Origin of the sequence: Amycolatopsis sp. NPDC005232, assembly GCF_040607795.1 — a bacterium.
Lineage (GTDB): Bacteria > Actinomycetota > Actinomycetes > Mycobacteriales > Pseudonocardiaceae > Amycolatopsis.
Map to the genome: position 1 here is coordinate 231,414 of NZ_JBEXHL010000012.1, position 15,979 is coordinate 247,392.

12 protein-coding genes are annotated in these 15,979 nt (G+C 70.5%); 6 read left to right on the forward strand and 6 right to left on the reverse strand.

The annotated features are described in order from the left end of the window. Position 1 precedes the first annotated feature (1 nt). The 5 genes from ABZU76_RS23995 to ABZU76_RS24015 all read right to left on the reverse strand — a co-directional run bounded on the left by ABZU76_RS23995 (position 2) and on the right by ABZU76_RS24015 (position 5,692). A complete protein-coding gene (locus ABZU76_RS23995) occupies positions 2-826 on the reverse strand; it encodes a carbohydrate ABC transporter permease (protein ID WP_354873238.1) in 825 nt (274 codons plus the stop codon). Next, complete coding sequence (locus ABZU76_RS24000; RefSeq protein ID WP_354873240.1) at positions 823-1,794, reverse strand: sugar ABC transporter permease; 972 nt, start codon at positions 1,792-1,794, stop codon at positions 823-825. The genes ABZU76_RS23995 and ABZU76_RS24000 overlap by 4 nt, the downstream gene beginning before the upstream one ends. Then, on the reverse strand, positions 1,791-3,080 hold the full coding sequence (locus ABZU76_RS24005) for an extracellular solute-binding protein (protein WP_354873242.1): 1,290 nt from the start codon (positions 3,078-3,080) through the stop codon (positions 1,791-1,793). The genes ABZU76_RS24000 and ABZU76_RS24005 overlap by 4 nt, the downstream gene beginning before the upstream one ends. A gap of 97 nt (positions 3,081-3,177) precedes the next feature. Continuing rightward, on the reverse strand, positions 3,178-4,149 hold the full coding sequence (locus tag ABZU76_RS24010) for a LacI family DNA-binding transcriptional regulator (RefSeq protein ID WP_220240616.1): 972 nt from the start codon (positions 4,147-4,149) through the stop codon (positions 3,178-3,180). 145 nt (positions 4,150-4,294) lie between these two features. Then, positions 4,295-5,692, reverse strand: coding sequence for an amino acid permease (locus tag ABZU76_RS24015; RefSeq protein ID WP_354873244.1), 1,398 nt, complete (start codon positions 5,690-5,692; stop codon positions 4,295-4,297). A gap of 286 nt (positions 5,693-5,978) precedes the next feature. On the opposite strand from ABZU76_RS24015, the gene ABZU76_RS24020 reads away from it, so the two are divergent. Then, positions 5,979-6,917 carry a catalase family peroxidase gene (locus ABZU76_RS24020; RefSeq protein ID WP_220240618.1) on the forward strand — a complete coding sequence of 313 codons (939 nt, stop codon included), beginning with the start codon at positions 5,979-5,981 and terminating at the stop codon, positions 6,915-6,917. A gap of 12 nt (positions 6,918-6,929) precedes the next feature. On the opposite strand, the gene ABZU76_RS24025 is transcribed toward ABZU76_RS24020, so the two are convergent. Further along, positions 6,930-8,060 (reverse strand): pyridoxal-phosphate dependent enzyme, encoded by a 1,131-nt coding sequence (locus ABZU76_RS24025; protein ID WP_354873246.1) that lies wholly within the window; start codon positions 8,058-8,060, stop codon positions 6,930-6,932. A gap of 142 nt (positions 8,061-8,202) precedes the next feature. Here ABZU76_RS24025 and ABZU76_RS24030 point away from each other — a divergent pair, with 142 nt between their 5' ends. The 5 genes from ABZU76_RS24030 to ligD all read left to right on the forward strand — a co-directional run bounded on the left by ABZU76_RS24030 (position 8,203) and on the right by ligD (position 15,978). Further along, positions 8,203-10,251, forward strand: coding sequence for an MDR family MFS transporter (locus tag ABZU76_RS24030; protein WP_354873248.1), 2,049 nt, complete (start codon positions 8,203-8,205; stop codon positions 10,249-10,251). Between the two features lie 158 nt (positions 10,252-10,409). Continuing rightward, complete coding sequence (locus ABZU76_RS24035; RefSeq protein WP_354873250.1) at positions 10,410-11,897, forward strand: hypothetical protein; 1,488 nt, start codon at positions 10,410-10,412, stop codon at positions 11,895-11,897. Positions 11,898-11,931: 34 nt separating this feature from the next. Beyond that, positions 11,932-13,467, forward strand: a complete 1,536-nt coding sequence (locus ABZU76_RS24040; RefSeq protein ID WP_354873252.1) for a hypothetical protein — start codon at positions 11,932-11,934, stop codon at positions 13,465-13,467. A gap of 1 nt (position 13,468) precedes the next feature. Further along, on the forward strand, positions 13,469-15,001 hold the full coding sequence (locus tag ABZU76_RS24045) for a hypothetical protein (protein ID WP_354873254.1): 1,533 nt from the start codon (positions 13,469-13,471) through the stop codon (positions 14,999-15,001). Positions 15,002-15,036: 35 nt separating this feature from the next. Further along, entirely contained in the window at positions 15,037-15,978 is a 942-nt protein-coding gene (gene ligD / locus ABZU76_RS24050; protein ID WP_220240621.1) for a non-homologous end-joining DNA ligase, read from the forward strand. The last annotated feature ends 1 nt before the right edge of the window (position 15,979 follow it).

A 15,979-nucleotide genomic window follows, 5' to 3' on the forward strand; every position in this document is an offset into this window, starting at 1 on the left:
TTCAGCCTTTGAGGGCGCCGGCGGCGATGTTGCGGATGAAGTGCCGGGCGCCGAAGAGGAACACGATGATCAGCGGCACGATCGCCACGAGCGTCCCGGCCATCACGACGCTGTAGTCCTTCACGTACACGCCCTGCAGCTGCGAGAGCGCCACCTGCAGCGTCACGTGGTTGGAGTCGATCAGCACGACCAGCGGCCACAGGTAGTCGTTCCAGGCGTTGACGAAGGTGAAGATGCCGAGGAACGCGAGCGCCGGGCGCAGCACCGGCAGCCCGACCGACAGGTACGTGCGGAAGAACCCCGCGCCGTCCATCCGGGCCGCTTCCAGCAGCTCGTCCGGGATGGCGCCGCGGGCGTACTGGCGCATCCAGAAGATGCCGAACGCGTTGGCGGCGGCCGGGATGATGAGCGCCTTGAGGTCGCCGACCCAGCCGAAGTTCGCCATCAAGGTGAACTGCGGGATCGCCGAGAGCTGCGTGGGCACCACGAACGTCGCGAGCAGGATGCCGAAGAGGACGCTGCTGCCCGGGAAGTCGTACTTGGCGAAGGTGAACGCCGCCAGCGAGTCGAAGAACAGCACGAGCAACGTGGTGACCACGGCGACGATCAGTGTGTTGAGCAGCGAGCCGAAGAAGTCGATCTTCGCGAACACCTCGCCGATGTTGGCGAACAGGTGCCCGCCGAACGTCAGCCGCGGCGGGGTCGCGTAGATGTCGGCCGTGGTGTTGGACGCCATCACGGCGAGCCAGTAGTAGGGGAAGAGGGTGATCAGGGCGCCGACGATCAGCGCCACCAGCGTCAGCACCCGTGCGCGCCTGCTCGTCATCGGCCGGCTCCCTTGGTCTGGACCTGGCCGCGCTCGGGCCGCATCACGAGCCGCCAGTTGAGGATCGAGAAGAGGACGACAACCACGAAGATGCCCCACGCGATCGCCGCGCCGTAACCGAAGTCGTTGTCCGCGAAGGCCGTGTTGTAGAAGTAGAGGACCATCGTCATGCCCGCGCCGCCGGGGCCGCCGCGGTTGCCGAGCAGCACCTGCGACTCGGTGAAGATCTGCAGCCCGTTGATCGCCGACATCACCACGGAGAACAGCAGCACCGGCCGCAGCAGCGGCAGCGTGATGCGGAAGAACGTCTGCACCGGGCCGGCGCCGTCGATGCGGGCGGCCTCGAACACGTCCGGTGGCAGCGCTTGCAGCCCGGCCAGGAAGATGATCGCGTTGTAGCCGGTCCAGCGCCAGATGATCATGATCGAGATCGCGCCGCGGATGGCCCACGGGTCGCTCAGCCAATCGACGTTGCCGATGCCGAACAGGCCCAGGAACCAGTTCAGGATCCCGAACTCGTCGGAGAAGATCGAGCCGAACACCAGCGACATCGCCACGATCGAGGTCACGTTCGGCAGGAAGTACGCGACGCGCAGCACACCCTTGTACCGCACCGAAGAGTTGAGGCCGACCGCGATGAGCAGCGCGAGCGCCGTCATCGGGACCGTCGACATCACCCAGATGATCAGGGTGTTGCCGATCGAGTCCCAGAACGTGGTGTCCGACAGCAGGAACGCGAAGTTCTCCAGCCCGACGAACTTCATCGGGCCGACGCCGTCCCAGCGCTGCAGCGCGAGGTAGAGCGAGTACAGCACCGGGTAGACGCCGAAGATCGCGAACAGCACGAAGAACGGCGCGACGGCGAGATACTGCGGTAAGTAGCGCCAGCGTTTGCGGCGGCCGTTGGCGGTGTGGCGGACCGGGGCACGGCGGGCGCCGGCCGTCTCGGCGGGCAGGATCGCGGTCACGAGAGCACCCCCTGGCGGCGCAGCAGGCGTTCTACCGAAGCGCGGGCGTCGCGCCACGCGTCCTCGGGGTCCTTGCCCGCACTCTCCACATTGGTCAGTTCGTCGGTGAACGTGTCGCTGATCGTGATGTCCCACGGGCTGAAGTACACGGGCTGGACCTCCCGCGCGATCTTCGAGAACACGTCCATCGTCACCTGCCCGCCGAAGAACGGCTCGGGTGCGAGCAGCCGCGGGTCGGTGTAGGCCGACGGACTGGGCGGGAAGAGCCCCAGGTCCAGGAACGTCTGCGGCTGGTTCTGCGGCGACTGCAGCCACTTCACGATCTCGAACGCGGCGTGCGGGTCGGGGCAGTACTTCGTGATCGCCAGGAACGAACCGCCCTGGTTGCCCGCGCCGCCAGGCGGCCGGCACACGCGCCACTTGCCCGAGGTGCCCGGCGCCGACTCCTTGAGCTCGCCGGTGATCCAGGAGGCGTTGACGAAGCTGAGCTCCTTGCCGCTGTTCCAGGCCGCGTGGCGGTCGATCGACTGGCCGTTGACGCTCTGCGAACCCGCGTACCCGGCGGTCAGGCCCATCCGGAACGCCTGCACGGCCCGGTCCCACGCGCGGCGCACCTGCGACTGGTCGTCGAGGTAGTGGTTGGCGCGGTCGAAGTACTTGCGCGGTTCCTGCGCGAGCGAGTACGTGAACACCGTCTTGGTGTCGGTGATCATGTAACGGCCGGGCAGCTTCTTCTGCACCTGGGCGCTGAACGTGAAGTAGTCGTCCCATGTGGACACGGCCGCGGCGACCTCGTCGGGTTCGCTCGGCAGGCCGGCCTGGGTGAACAGGTCGTGGCGGTAGTACAGCGCGGCCGGGCCGACGTCGACGGGAAACCCGAGCTGGAAGCCGTCGGGGCTGGTGCCCGCCTGCCACTTCCAGGGCAGGTACTCGTCGCGCACGCCGCCCGCGCCGAGGCTGTTCAGGTCGACGAAGTGGTCGGTGTCGGCGAAGTAGGTGGCGATGTCGTCGCCGAGCATGGTGATGTCGGGCAGGTAGGCCTCGCCGGCCAGCGCGGCGAGCAGCCGCTGTTTCAGCTCGCCGCTGACCTGCGAAGGGGTCAGCTTGTCGGCGGCGAACCGCTTCACGGCCTCGCCGAGCACGGCGTCGGACAGGCCGTTCGAGGTGTACCAGAGCGTGATCCGCCCTGGGTTGGCGGTCGTGGGACTGGTGCAGGCAACTGCCCCGAACGCCGCGGCGCCGAGTGCCGCCGCGCCGGTCAGGAACCGTCGTCGAGTCAACGTCATCGGGGACCCTCCGGAGAGCTCCGTGAACGCTCCCGTGAACGTTCACGAATTGCCCGGAAGTGTGCGCGAGGTGCCGTGAGGTGTCAAGCGGAGGGACTCAGGCGGATTCGCGGACCAGCAGCTCGGCCTGGATCACGAGCTCGTCGGCCGACAGGGGAGTCGCGCCGGTGAGCAGGCGCGCGGCCTGGTCGATCGCGAGGGCGCCCAGCCGGCGCGTGTCGAGGGCGACGCTGGTCAATGCCGGGTCCACGACGGTGCCGAGCTGGAGCCCGTCGAACCCGACCACGGCGAGGTCGTCCGGCACCCGGCGCCCGAGGCGGCGGGCGGCGCGCAGGGCGCCCATGGCGATGATGTCGTTGAACGTGAACACGGCCGTCACGTCGGGGTGCTCGGCCAGCAGCGCCTCCAGGGCCGCGGCCCCGCCGTCCACCGACTGGGCGGCCCGCTCGACGACCTCGGCTTCGAGCCCGTGCGCGGCGACCGCGGCGGCGAACCAGTCGCGCCGGACGCTCGGCTCGGCGCGACCCGCGTGGTCGAGCATGCCGATGCGCCGGTGACCGGCTCGCACGAGGTGCGTGATCGCGGCCTGCACGCCGTCCGCGCCCTCGACCCGGATCGAGCTGAACCGGGGCGTGTGGTGTTCGCGGCCGATGAGGACCACGGGGATGCCGCGGGTGAAGCGGTCGAGCTCGTCCTCGGGCCGGCTGAAGTAGCCGACGACGGCATCGACCTGCGAACCGATCACCTGCAGCGTGCCGAGCTCTTCCTCGGCGCTGTCGGAGGTGTCGTACACGACCACGTGCCAGCCGCGGGCGCGCGCGGCCTCGAGCGCGGCGGCCGCGACCTCGGTGAAGAACGGGTTGAGCAGATCGGGGATCACGAGCCCGATCGTGGTGGTGTCCTGGCGCACGAGGCCGCGGGCGAACCGGCTCGGCCGGTAGCCGAGCTCACGCGCCGCGTCGAGCACCCGCTGTTTCGTGGTGCCGTCGATCTCGGCCTTGTCGTTGAGCGCCCGCGACACGGTCTGGCGCGACACCCCCGCGCTGCGGGCGACGTCGTGGATCGTCACCTTCCGGGACGTTTCCGACGACACCATCACCGACCTCCCGCCGTGCGACGCGTCCGCGCCGCCGGATCCGAGTATGCCCGCACCGCACACGCCGGGCCGGGAACGGTGCCCGGCCGGGCGTGTGCGGTGCGGCCCGGTGCCGGGCTCAGGCGTTGTCGCCGACGCGTGCGCCGCGCCGGCGCGACACGATCCGCCAGCCGACCGCCAGGACGATCGCGAGCACGGGGATGGAGTAGAACGCGATCTTCTCGGCGCCGTCGGAGAAGCCCATCAGCACGACCACCAGCAGGAGGAATCCGAGCGTGGCCCAGCCGGTGTAGGGCGCGCCCGGCATGCGGTAGCTCGGCCGTTCGACCTCGCCGCGCAGCGCGGCCTGGCGCATCCGGATCTGCGAGTAGATGAGCGTGGCCCACGTGGCCACCACCCCGAGCGACGCCACCGCGATGGCGATGTCGAAGGCCTCCTGCGGCACGATGTAGTTCAGCACCACGCCGAGCACGTAGACGATCGACGTGAACAGGATGCCGCCGTAGGGCACGTGACGGCTGTTCATGCGGCCGACGAACTTCGGCGCCTCGCCGTGGTCGGCCAGCGCCCGCAGGATGCGCCCGGTCGAGTAGAGACCCGAGTTGCACGACGAGAGCGCGGCGGTGAGCACCACGGCGTTCATCACGTCGCCGATGCCGCCGATGCCCAGGCGCGAGAAGACGGTGACGAACGGGCTTTCGTCGCCGCTGTAGAACGACCACGGCATCAGCATCGCCAGCAGCAGCACCGAACCGACGTAGAACACGCCGATGCGCCAGACGACACCGTTGATGGCCTTCGGCAGCACCTTGCGCGCGTCCTTGGTCTCGCCGGCCGCGATGCCGACGACCTCGATCGCGGAGTAGGCGAAGATCACGGCCTGCAGGGTCATGAGCGCGATGCCGATGCCCGCGGGGAAGAAGCCGCCGTGGTCGGTCAGGTTGTGCACACCGGCCGGGGTCCCGCCGATGTCGGCGCCCGCGAACACGAGGCCGATCGCCGTGATGAGGAAGACGACGATCGCGAGCACCTTCACCACGGAGAACCAGAACTCCAGCTCACCGAACAGCTTGACGCTCACCAGGTTCACGCCGAGCAGCACGCCGAGGGCGATGAGCGCGGTGATCCACTGCGGCATGTCGGGCAGCCACTTGTGCACGTAGATCGCGACGGCGGTGATCTCGGCGATGCCGGTCATCGCCCAGTTCACCCAGTACATCCAGCCGGAGACGAAACCGGCCCACGGCCCGATGAACTTGCGGGCGTAGGTGACGAAACTTCCCGAACTCGGCTCGTGCAGGACTAGTTCACCGAGTGCACGCATGACGAAATACGCGGCGATGCCGCAGATGGCGTAGGAGAGCACCAGCGACGGGCCGACCTGCTGGAGCTTGCCGCCGGCCCCGAGGAAGAGGCCGACACCGATCGCGCCGCCGATCGCGATCATCTGCACCTGGCGGTTGCCCAGTGCTTTCGTGTAGCTGTCGCCTTCATTGGCGACCACTGTGGAATCCATGGTTGCGTGACGCTAGCGGTGCGGGCGCGCGTGACCAAGCACACCAAGGAAGACTTAAGGTGTGCGACACCTCACTCGGGCGAAATCCCGTGAAAACGCTCCCTCGATTTGACAGCGGGACCATTCTTCCGGCGACTTGATCATGGCTTGATTCGCGCGGGCCGGCGATTCCGGTGACCGGGATATCGGAATATCTCTCGGGTTCGCGGGGAAGTTCAGGAACACTTCCGTGGCCGGGAGGGTAATGCGGCGGGCGCGCACGCGCGACGGCCGTTACCTTCGCGACATGACCACCGAACTGCCCGCGTCCCAGCTCTCCGTGTCCATCGTGGACGAGATCGAGCAGCTGAAAGGCACCTACCCGGGTTACCGCCGGGCCCACGCCCGCGGCGTCTGCTACGACGCCACTTTCGTCCCGTCCGGCGTCGCCGCCGACCTCACCACGGCGGCGCACCTGCGGGGCGAGCCCGTGCGCGCGACCGTGCGGTTCTCGCACACCGACACCAACCCGCACCTGCCCGACGCCGGCACGGCCGTGCGCGGGCTCGCGGTGAAGTTCCACCTCCCGGGTGGCGGCAACACCGATATCGTCGGCGTGAACCTCGACCGGTTCATCGCCGCGACGCCAGAGGACTTCCTCGCGCTGCTGAAGTCGGCCGAGCCCGACCCGGCCACCGGCGCGCCCGACCTCGGCAAGGTGCAGGCCCACGTCGGCGCACACCCGAGCGCGGGCCCGGGCCTGTTCACCGCCTCGCAGCTGCCCACTCCGGTCAGCTACGGCACCACCACCTACTGGGCGATCCACGCGTTCTTCTGGCGCGCCGCCGACGGTTCCCTGCGCCCGGTGCGTTACCGCTGGGTGCCCGAGGCCGGCGACCACGTGCTCGCCGCCGGCGAGGGCGGCGACTGGTCGGCCGAGCACCTCACCGGTGAGCTCGGCGAGCGGCTGGCGCGCGGCCCGGTCGAGTTCACGCTCAAGGTGCAGCTCGGCGAGCCGGGCGACCCGACGAACGACGCCACGCTGGTCTGGCCCGAGGAACGCACGGAGATCACGGCCGGCCGGCTGGCGATCACCGCCGAGGTCACCGACCAGAAACACTGGAACTCCCAGGTCTTCGACCCCACGCTGCTCACCGAGGGCATCGAGCTGTCCGACGACCCGATCCTGGCCGCCCGCAGCGCGATCTACGCGGTCTCCTACGACCGGCGCAGTCACGACCGCTGACCGGGTGGGGGGTCAGATGAGCGTGCTCATCGTGGTGGCCGCCTTCAGCCCCGAGCCGGTGAGGATGACGGCGGTCCTCTCCCCGGGCGCGAGCACGCCGTCGGCGCGGAAGACGTCGACGGCGGCCGCCGCGGTGGCGCTGGTCGGCTCGGCGTAGAGGCCGATCCGCGGGAGCTCCCGCGCGGCGCGGGCGATCTCGTCCTCGGCGATCGCCACCGTCGCCCCGCCCGAGCGGCGGATCGCGGCGAGCACCTCGGGGAGGCGGACCGGTTCGCGGATGGCGGTGCCCTCGGCGATCGTCGGCGCGAACTGCGTCGGCACGGCACTGTCGGCACCGGCGCGGAAGGCGGCGTCGATCGGCGCGCAGTTCGCGGGCTGCGCGACGAGCAGGCGCGGCCGCTTCGCGATCGCGCCGGAGGCGAGCAGCTCGCCGAACCCCAGGTCGAGGCCGAGGACGATGCTGCCCGCGCCGGCCACGGTCACGACCGTGTCCGGCGCGGTGTACCCGAAGTCCTCCCACAGCTCGTACGCGAGGGTTTTGGTGCCCTGCAGGAAAAACGGGTGCCAGTTGTGGCTCGCGTACGTGGTTTCACCGGATCGGCGCAGGGCTTCGGCGGCGGTGTCGTCGCGGGTGCCCGGCACGAGGTCCACGGTCGCGCCGTACGCGCGGCTCTGCAGGATCTTCGCGGGCGACGTCGACTCCGGCGCGAGGATCGTGGCCGCGATGCCCGCGGCGGCCGCGTAGGCCGACACCGAGGAACCGCCGTTGCCGGAGCTGTCTTCGAGGACCTCGCGCACGCCGGCCTGGGCGAGTGCCGAGAGCATGACGCTGCTGCCGCGGTCCTTGAAGCTCCCCGTGGGGCTGAACCACTCGAGCTTGAACCGCGTGTCGTGCCCGCGCCACGGGCGCTCGACCAGCGGCGTGCAGCCCTCGCCGAGCGAGATCGGCCGCAGATCGCCCGGCAGCGCGGCGCGGTAGCGCCACAGCGACCGCGTGGTGGTGTCCACCTGCTCGCGCGTGATGCCCGGCAGCGCTTCCACGGTGAGCGGCGCGCCGTCGTCCCCGCACCAGCGCAGTGCGTCGAGCGGGTAGCGGCGGCCGGAGCGTTCGTCCACGTAGTCCACGAGGGACACTCTGGTCACGCTCACCCGTCCGGTCAATGTGACGGTCGTCGGAGCCTCGGACCTGCCCGGTGTCACCGGAACGAGTGGCTATCCACAGTGGACACCTCGCCCTACGGTGGACCCGCGGGAACGACCGCCGAGCGGGTGACGAGGAGGGCGCATGACGGCCACCGCCGAGGTGACGCAGGAGGAGCCGACCGCGCTGGGGGCCGGGTTGTCGCGGCGGAAGATCAACGCGGTGTTCGGCGCGGTGCTGCTCGGCATGCTGCTCGCGGCGCTGGACCAGACGATCGTGGGCACCGCGTTGCCCACGATCGTGGGTGACCTCGGCGGGGCGGGGCACCTGTCGTGGGTCGTCACCGCGTACCTGCTGGCCGAGACGATCATGACCGTGGTCGTCGGCAAGCTCGGCGACCTGTTCGGGCGCAAGCTGATGTTCCAGCTGTCCGTCGTCATCTTCGGGGTCGGGTCCTTCTTCTGCGGCTTCGCCGACAGCATGGTGTGGCTCATCGTGTGGCGGGCCGTGCAGGGACTGGGCGGCGGCGGCCTCATGGTGACCTCGACGGCGCTCATCGCCGACGTCGTGCCACTGCGCGAGCGCGGCAAGTACCAAGGCGCGCTCGGCTCGGTGTTCGGCGTGGTGACCGTGGCCGGGCCGATGCTCGGCGGCTTCTTCGTGGACCACCTGTCGTGGCGCTGGGCGTTCTACGTGAACATCCCGCTGGTCGTCGTGGTGCTCATCGTGGCCGCGTCCGCGATGCCCAACGCGCGAGCCGCTCTCAAGCCCGTGATCGACTACCTCGGCATCCTGCTCATCGGCCTCGCCGCCACCGGGCTGACGCTCGTCACGAGCTGGGGCGGCACCACCTACGCGTGGGGCTCACCGACGATCATCGGGATGGCGATCGGCTCGCTCGTGCTGCTCGGGCTCTTCGTGCTGGTGGAGCTCCGGGCGAAAGAACCGATGCTGCCGATGCGGCTGTTCCGGAACCCCGTGTTCACCGTGGCCGGGATCATGAGCTTCGTCGTCGGCTTCGCGATGCTCGGGGCGCTGTCCTACCTGCCCACTTACATGCAATACGTGCAAGGCGTCTCGGCGACCTCGTCCGGGGTGCGGCTGCTGCCGATGGTGCTGGCGCTGCTGTTCGCGTCGATCCTGTCCGGCAACCTCGTGAGCCGCACGGGCCGGTACAAGATCTTCCCGCTGGTGGGCTCCGCCCTGATGACGGCCGGGCTCTACCTGCTCTCGCGCCTCGACCCGGACACCGGGTTCTGGGAGTCGGCGCTGTACATGGCGGTGCTGGGTCTCGGGATCGGCCTCGGCATGCAGGTCCTCACCATCGCGGTGCAGAACACGGTCGACTACCGCGACCTCGGCGTCGCCACGTCCGGCGTCACGTTCCTGCGGTCGATCGGCAGCTCGTTCGGCGCGGCGATCTTCGGCACGGTCTACGCCAACCAGCTCGGCCCGAACCTGGCCGGCGCTCTCGCGGCGCACCCCCTGCCGCCGGGAGTCGATCCGCGGGCGACGCAGGTGCCGCAGGCGTTGCACCAGCTTCCCCCGGCGGTGTCACAGCCCGTGATCGCCGTCTACAGCGATTCACTGCATGTGGTGTTCTTGTCGGCGGCTCCGGTGGGCTTCGTCGCGCTGGCGCTGGCGTTCTTCCTCAAGGAAGTGCCGCTGCGTGACACGTCCAGGGCGGCCGCGCCCGACCTCGGCGACGGGTTCGCGATGCCCGAGGCGCGCGACCACGACCGCGAGCTGGAACGGGCCGTCGCCACGCTCTTCTTCCGCGAGCGGCGCAAGGTCGCGCCCGCAATCGCGGCGCGCTCCGGTTCCGAGCTCGACCACGGCGGCCTGTGGTGCCTCGTGCAGGTTCACCTGCGTGAACGCCGTGGCGAACCGGCGACGCTCACGGCGGTCGGGCAGCACTACGGCGTGCCTCCGCAGGTGCTGGAACCCGCGTTCGCGCGGCTGGAGCTCACCGGGTACCTCAGGTTTTCCGGCGGGAGCTGGGCGCTCACCGCGGCCGGGCGCGAGGAGTTCGGCAAGCTCGTGCGCGCCTGGCGCGACTGGCTGGCCGAGCGGCTCGCCGACTGGGGCACCGGCGACCGCGCCGAGCTCGACGCCGCGATCGGCCGCGTCGCCGCGCGCGTGCTCGACCAGAGCGCTGACGCTGAGCGCACGGGCCGCCACGCTCTGGTCTGAAAAAACGGGGACGTTAAGGGCGGGGCGTTAACATCGCCGGAACGAACACCCCCTACTGTTCCCGGACCATGTCGGTGGATGAGTCAGTGGTCACGATCCCGGAAGACGCGGACAGCCGTGTGGAGCCCCACACCAGCAGTGCCGTACGGTCACGCTCCGTGCGCTTCCGTTGGCTGCCCTGGGCCGCGGCTCTCCTGGGCCTGTTGTCGTTCCTCCTCGTGCGCGGGAGCCTGACCGACGACGGGTACATCACCCTCGCCTACGCGAAGAACCTCGCGCTCCACGGCGAATGGGCGCTGGTGCCGGGCATCACGGCGAACTCGGCGACCTCGCCGCTCGACGTGCTGCTGCTCGGGCTGCTCACGCTCGTCACGCGGGTCAGCGGTGCGGCTCACCCGGTGGTCGCGCTCGGCGCGCTCACCGTGCTCTCGTCCGCCGCCATCGGCTGGGCGTGGCAGCGCCTGGCGCGCTCGTTCGGGCTGGCGACGTGGGTCGGCCTGCTCGGGGTGGTGATCGTGGTCGTGAACCCGTTCCTGCTTTCGGCCACGGGCCTCGAGGTCCTGCTGGTGCCCGCGATCCTCCTGTGGCTCACGGTGTTCGCAGTCGAGGGCCGGCCGGTCCTGTTCGGGGTGTTCGCGGCGCTGACGGTGCTCACCCGCCTCGACCTGGTCGTGTTCGTCCTCATCATCACGTTCAGCACGCGCGCCATCCGGCGGCATTTCTGGCGCGCGTTCGGCACGGCCGTGCTGGTCGCCGCGCCGTGGTTCCTGTTCAGCTGGTTCGCGCTCGGCTCGTTCATCCCCGACACGCTGGTCATCAAGCAGGACCAGGAAGGCCTCTTCGGCGCCTGGGGCTACTTCAGCGGCCCGGTGATGTACTTCCTGTACCAGCCGCTGACGGTGATCTTCACGTTCGCCGCGGCGGTCGCGGGTGCCGTGGTCCTGTTGGCCTGGCTCGGGCTGCGCTTCGCGCGTCGCTGGGACGACTTCCCGGCTCTCGCGCCGGTCGTCGGGCTCGGCCTGGGCGGCGTCGTCTACTACATCGTGTACTCGACGCTCGGCGTCGGCCCGTACCACTGGTACTACGTGACGCCGACGGTGACGATCGGGTCGTTCGCCGTGCTCATGACCGGCATCTGGCTCACGGAGTCCGGCCGCAGGCCGGGGCTGCGCAAAGCCGCGCCGCTCACGGCGCTGGGCCTGGCCTGGGTGACCGCGCTCGGCATGGTGTCGATCGACCTCGCGCAGGGCGTGCCGTGGCCCTCGCCGGTCATCTTCGGCAACTGGGCGAGCTCGACCGACTACGCCCGGGTGGGCCGCGAGCTCGGGCAGCGGCTCAACGGCGCGTCGGTGGCGGGGCCGGGGGAGATCGGCACGCTCGCGTACTACTGCGACTGCCAGATCCTCGACGTGTTCTCCGACCGCAGCCAGGTCGCTTCGATCGTGCGCAAGCGGATCGCGGACGACGGGGCGGTCTCGCGGCTCGGCCTGCGCATCAACTACCACTGGTTCGACCGGAATCAGCCGCCGCGCCAGGTAGACTACCGGCTTCTTTACGGCAAGGGCCCGGCTTCGGGACCGGACTCGTGGACGGTGTACTCGGCCGCCAAGGGCATCGGGCACTTCACGTTGGAGCCCGCGCGCTGAGACCCTGCCCGACCCCTCACGACGAGGAGTCCGCGTGGCATCGACCAGCACCACCGCACCCGGCGACGTCGAGGACGCCGGACCGGCACCGCGCCGCCACGGCGTGCTCGCGCTCGTGGTCGCCGTGCTCTCGGCCGGCGCCTTCGCGTTGTTCCGCAACCACCTGATCGACGACACCTTCATCACGCTCGCCTACGCCCGCAACCTCGCGTTCCACGGGCACTGGGGCCTGATCGAGCTGGGCACGTCGAACACGGCGACCTCACCGTTGAGCGTGCTGGTGCTGGCCGGGCTGACGCTGGTGGTGCGCGACGCCATGGCGGCGGCGGCGATCCTGTACGTGCTGTGCCAGGTCGTGATCGCCGTCGGCCTGGCCCGTCTGGGTGACCGGTCGGGCCTGCCGCGGTGGTTCTCGCCGCTGGCGGTCGCGCTGCTCACCGTGAACCCGCTGCTGATCTCGTCGATCGGGCTCGAGGTCGAGTTCGGCGTGGCGGCGGTGGTGTGCCTGCTGGTGTTCTCGGCCGAGCGGCGGCCGGTACTCGTCGGCGTGGCCACGGGCGTGCTCGTGCTCATCCGGGTGGACCTGGTGCTGATCGCGATCGTGGTGGTCCTCCTGCGGGCGCGGTTCTGGGCCGGGCTCGGCAAGTCGCTGCTGACGGCGGTGGTCGTCGCGCTGCCGTGGTTCGTGTTCAGCTGGTTCGTGCTCGGGTCCGCGGTGCCGGACACGCTGATCATCAAAACGCTGCAGAAATCCTGGGGCGCCTACGGGTTCTCGAACGGCCCGGAGTTGTACGAGAGCGTTTTCCCTGGGGCGACGTGGCTTTCGTTCCTCCCGGCGGCGCTCGGCGTGGTCGCTTTCGCTGTCTGGCTCCTCACGCTGGTGCGGCGCGGCCCCGCGGCGAGGACGCTGCTGCCGTTCGTGGCGCTGGTGCCGGCCGGGGTCGTGCACTACCTGGCGTACTCGCGGCTGCACGTACCGCCTTATCACTGGTACTACGCGCCGAGCATTGCCGTGACCACGCTCTTCTTCGCCGCAGCGGTCGCCGCCGTGGCCGGTCGCGCACCGGCCGTGGCCCGCTGGACGGCCGGGGCGCCCGCGGTGCTGGCGTCGGTCGGGCTCGTGGTCGTGAGCGCGGCGTTCTACGCGTGGGGCGGGCTGCCACCGCCGTTCGCGCCGATCATGTCCAACCACACCACCACCGCCGAGTACGAGCGAATCGGGCCGGAGCTGGGCCGGCTCGTCGGTACCGGCACGGTGCGCAGCGGCGGGGAGATCGGGGTGCTCGCATACAGCTGCGGCTGCTCGATCGTGGACCTGTTCGACGACCGCGGCGCGGTCGGCCCGGCGATCGCGCAGCGCGAGGCGACCATGGGCTCGTTCGGTCGCAAGCTCGTCGACCTCAACTTCCACTACTTCGACTACGGCGCGGTGGCCGTGAAGCCCGAGTACGCGCTGGTCCCGACCTCGGTCGGCGCGACCGCGCCGGCGAACGTGCTGGCGCAGTGGCGGATCGCGTCGCCGTGGGCCGGCGAGCAGGTGCTCTACCTCGTGCGCGGCGACGGGACCTGACATGGGCAGGGCCGTGGCCCCTGGGCGCCTGCCGGCCGAGCCGGGGGAGCCCGCGAGACGCGGCCGTGGCCGGGCAGTGCTGTGGCCGGCCACGGTGGCCGCGGTCTCGGCCGTGGTGTTCCTCGGCGTCAAGGGAAGCCTGATCGACGACTCGTTCATCACGCTCGGGTACGCGCGCAACCTCGCCGAGCACTTCCGCTGGGGACTGGTCGAGGCCGAGACGGCGAACTCGGCGACCTCGCCGTTGAACGTCCTGCTGCTCGCGCTCGGCGGCACGCTCACGCGGGTCGCGGGCGGCCAGGTCCACCCGGTGGCCGGCGCGGGACTCGTGTTCGTGGCGGAGATGACGGCCGTGGGCTGGGGGTTCGCGCGCATCACCCAGGCGTTGCGGCTGCCGTTTTTCACGGCTGTGGCGGGGACGGCGGCGATCCTGGTCAACCCGTTCGTTCTGTCGGCGACGGGGCTGGAGGTGCACCTGATTTCGGCGGTGCTGGTCCTGCTCACGGCGTACGCGCTGGAGGGCCGGGCGATCGGGTTCGGCGTGGTGGCCGGGCTCGCGGTGCTGGTGCGGCTGGATCTGGTGGTCTTCGTGGTGCTGTTCGCGCTGGGGGTCGGCGCGCTGCGGGACCGGCTGCTGCCCGTCGTGGGCGTGGCGCTCGCGGTGTGCCTGCCGTGGTTCGTCTTCAGCTGGTTCGCGCTCGGCTCGGCGATCCCGGACACCTTCCTGATCAAGACGACGCAGGGCGCGTTCGGCGAGTACACCTACGGCAACGGGCCGGATTACTACCTCGATCCGAAGCGCTGGAAGGCGACGCTGGTGGCGTTCGCCCCGGCTGCCGCCGGACTGGTGGCGCTGCTCGGCTGGCTGGGGTGGCTCGTGGTGCGCCGGGAACAGGCCGCGCGGTTCGGGCCGGTGGGTGTGCTGGGTGCGGGAGGGTTGGCGTACTACGGCGCGTACTCGCTGCTCGGCGTGCCGCCCTACCAGTGGTACTACGTGGCGCCGATCGTCGCGCTCACCGTGGTGTTCGTGGTCGCGGTCGGGTGGCTGGCCCGCGGCGGCGCGTTCCGGGTGGGCGTGGCGATCCTGGCGTTGGCGCTCGCGGTGCTGCCGGCCGGATACCTCGACGTGGACCGCGGGGTGCCCTGGACGGCGCCGCCGATCTTCGGCAACTGGGCCACGGCGGCGGACTACGCCCGCGTCGGCCGGGAGATCGGCGCGCGGGTCGGCGACGACGCGACGGTGGCGGCCCCGCCCGAGATCGGCACCCTCGCGTACTTCTGCGAGTGCGCGATGGTGGACACGTTCGCCGACCAGGGCCGCGTCGTCCCGCTGGTGGCGCAGCGCATCGCGCAGGCGGGACCGATCGGCGGATTCCTGCTGCGGGTGGACTACCACTGGCTCGACCGCGCTCGCCGGCCCCGGCCCGTGGACTACCGCCTCGACTGGAGCTGGACGCCGATCTCCGGGCCGGATACGTGGCACCTGTCCTCACCGGCGACGGGCGACGGCTGGGTGCGGCTCGTGCGGATCTGATCGCGCCCGCGCCCCGCAGCGGTTACCGTCACGGCATGGCGAAAGACTCGGCGGTGGAGGTCGCGGTCGGGGACCGCATGGTGCGCATCTCCAACCCGGACCGGGTGTACTTCCCGGCCCGGGGCGAGACGAAGCTGGACCTGGTGAACTACTACCTCTCGGTGGGCGAGGGCATCGTGCGCGCCCTGCGGGAGCGCCCGTGCATGCTGCACCGGTTCCCTTCAGGCGTCGCGGGGGAGAAGGTGCACCAGAAGCGCGTGCCGAACGGTGCGCCGCCGTGGCTGGAGACCGTGCGGGTGCACTTCCCGCGCTACGGCCGCTACGCCGACGAGCTGTGCGTGACGGAGGCGGCGCACGTCGCGTGGGCGGTGCAGATGTCCACTGTGGAGTTCCACCCGTGGAACTCGCGTCGCGCGGACACCGAAAAGCCCGATGAGTGGCGGATCGACCTCGACCCGATGCCCGACTGTCCCTTCGACACGGTCCGCAGCGTCGCGCACGTCGTCCACGAGGTGCTGGACGAGCTCGGCGCCGTCGGCTGGCCGAAGACCTCCGGCGGGAGCGGGCTGCACGTGTACGTGCGCATCGAACCGCGCTGGGGCTTCGCCGACGTGCGCCGCGCGGCGCTGGCCTTCGCGCGCGAGGTGGAGCGGCGCGCGCCCGACGAGGTGACGACCACGTGGTGGCGCAAGGACCGCGATCCGAAGAAGCTTTTCGTGGACTACAACCAGAACGCGCGTGACCACACGATCGCCAGCGCGTACTCCGTGCGCGGCGTGCCGGAGGGCACCGTGTCGACGCCCATCCGCTGGGACGAGGTCGACGACGTCGAGCCGCGCGAGTGCACCATCGCCACGGTGCCCGCGCGCTTCGCCGAGCTGGGCGACCTCCACGCGGGCATCGACGACGCGGTGTTCTCCCTGGAGCCCCTGCTGGAGTGGGCCGACCGCGACGGCTTGGAAGCCGACGACTCTTGAT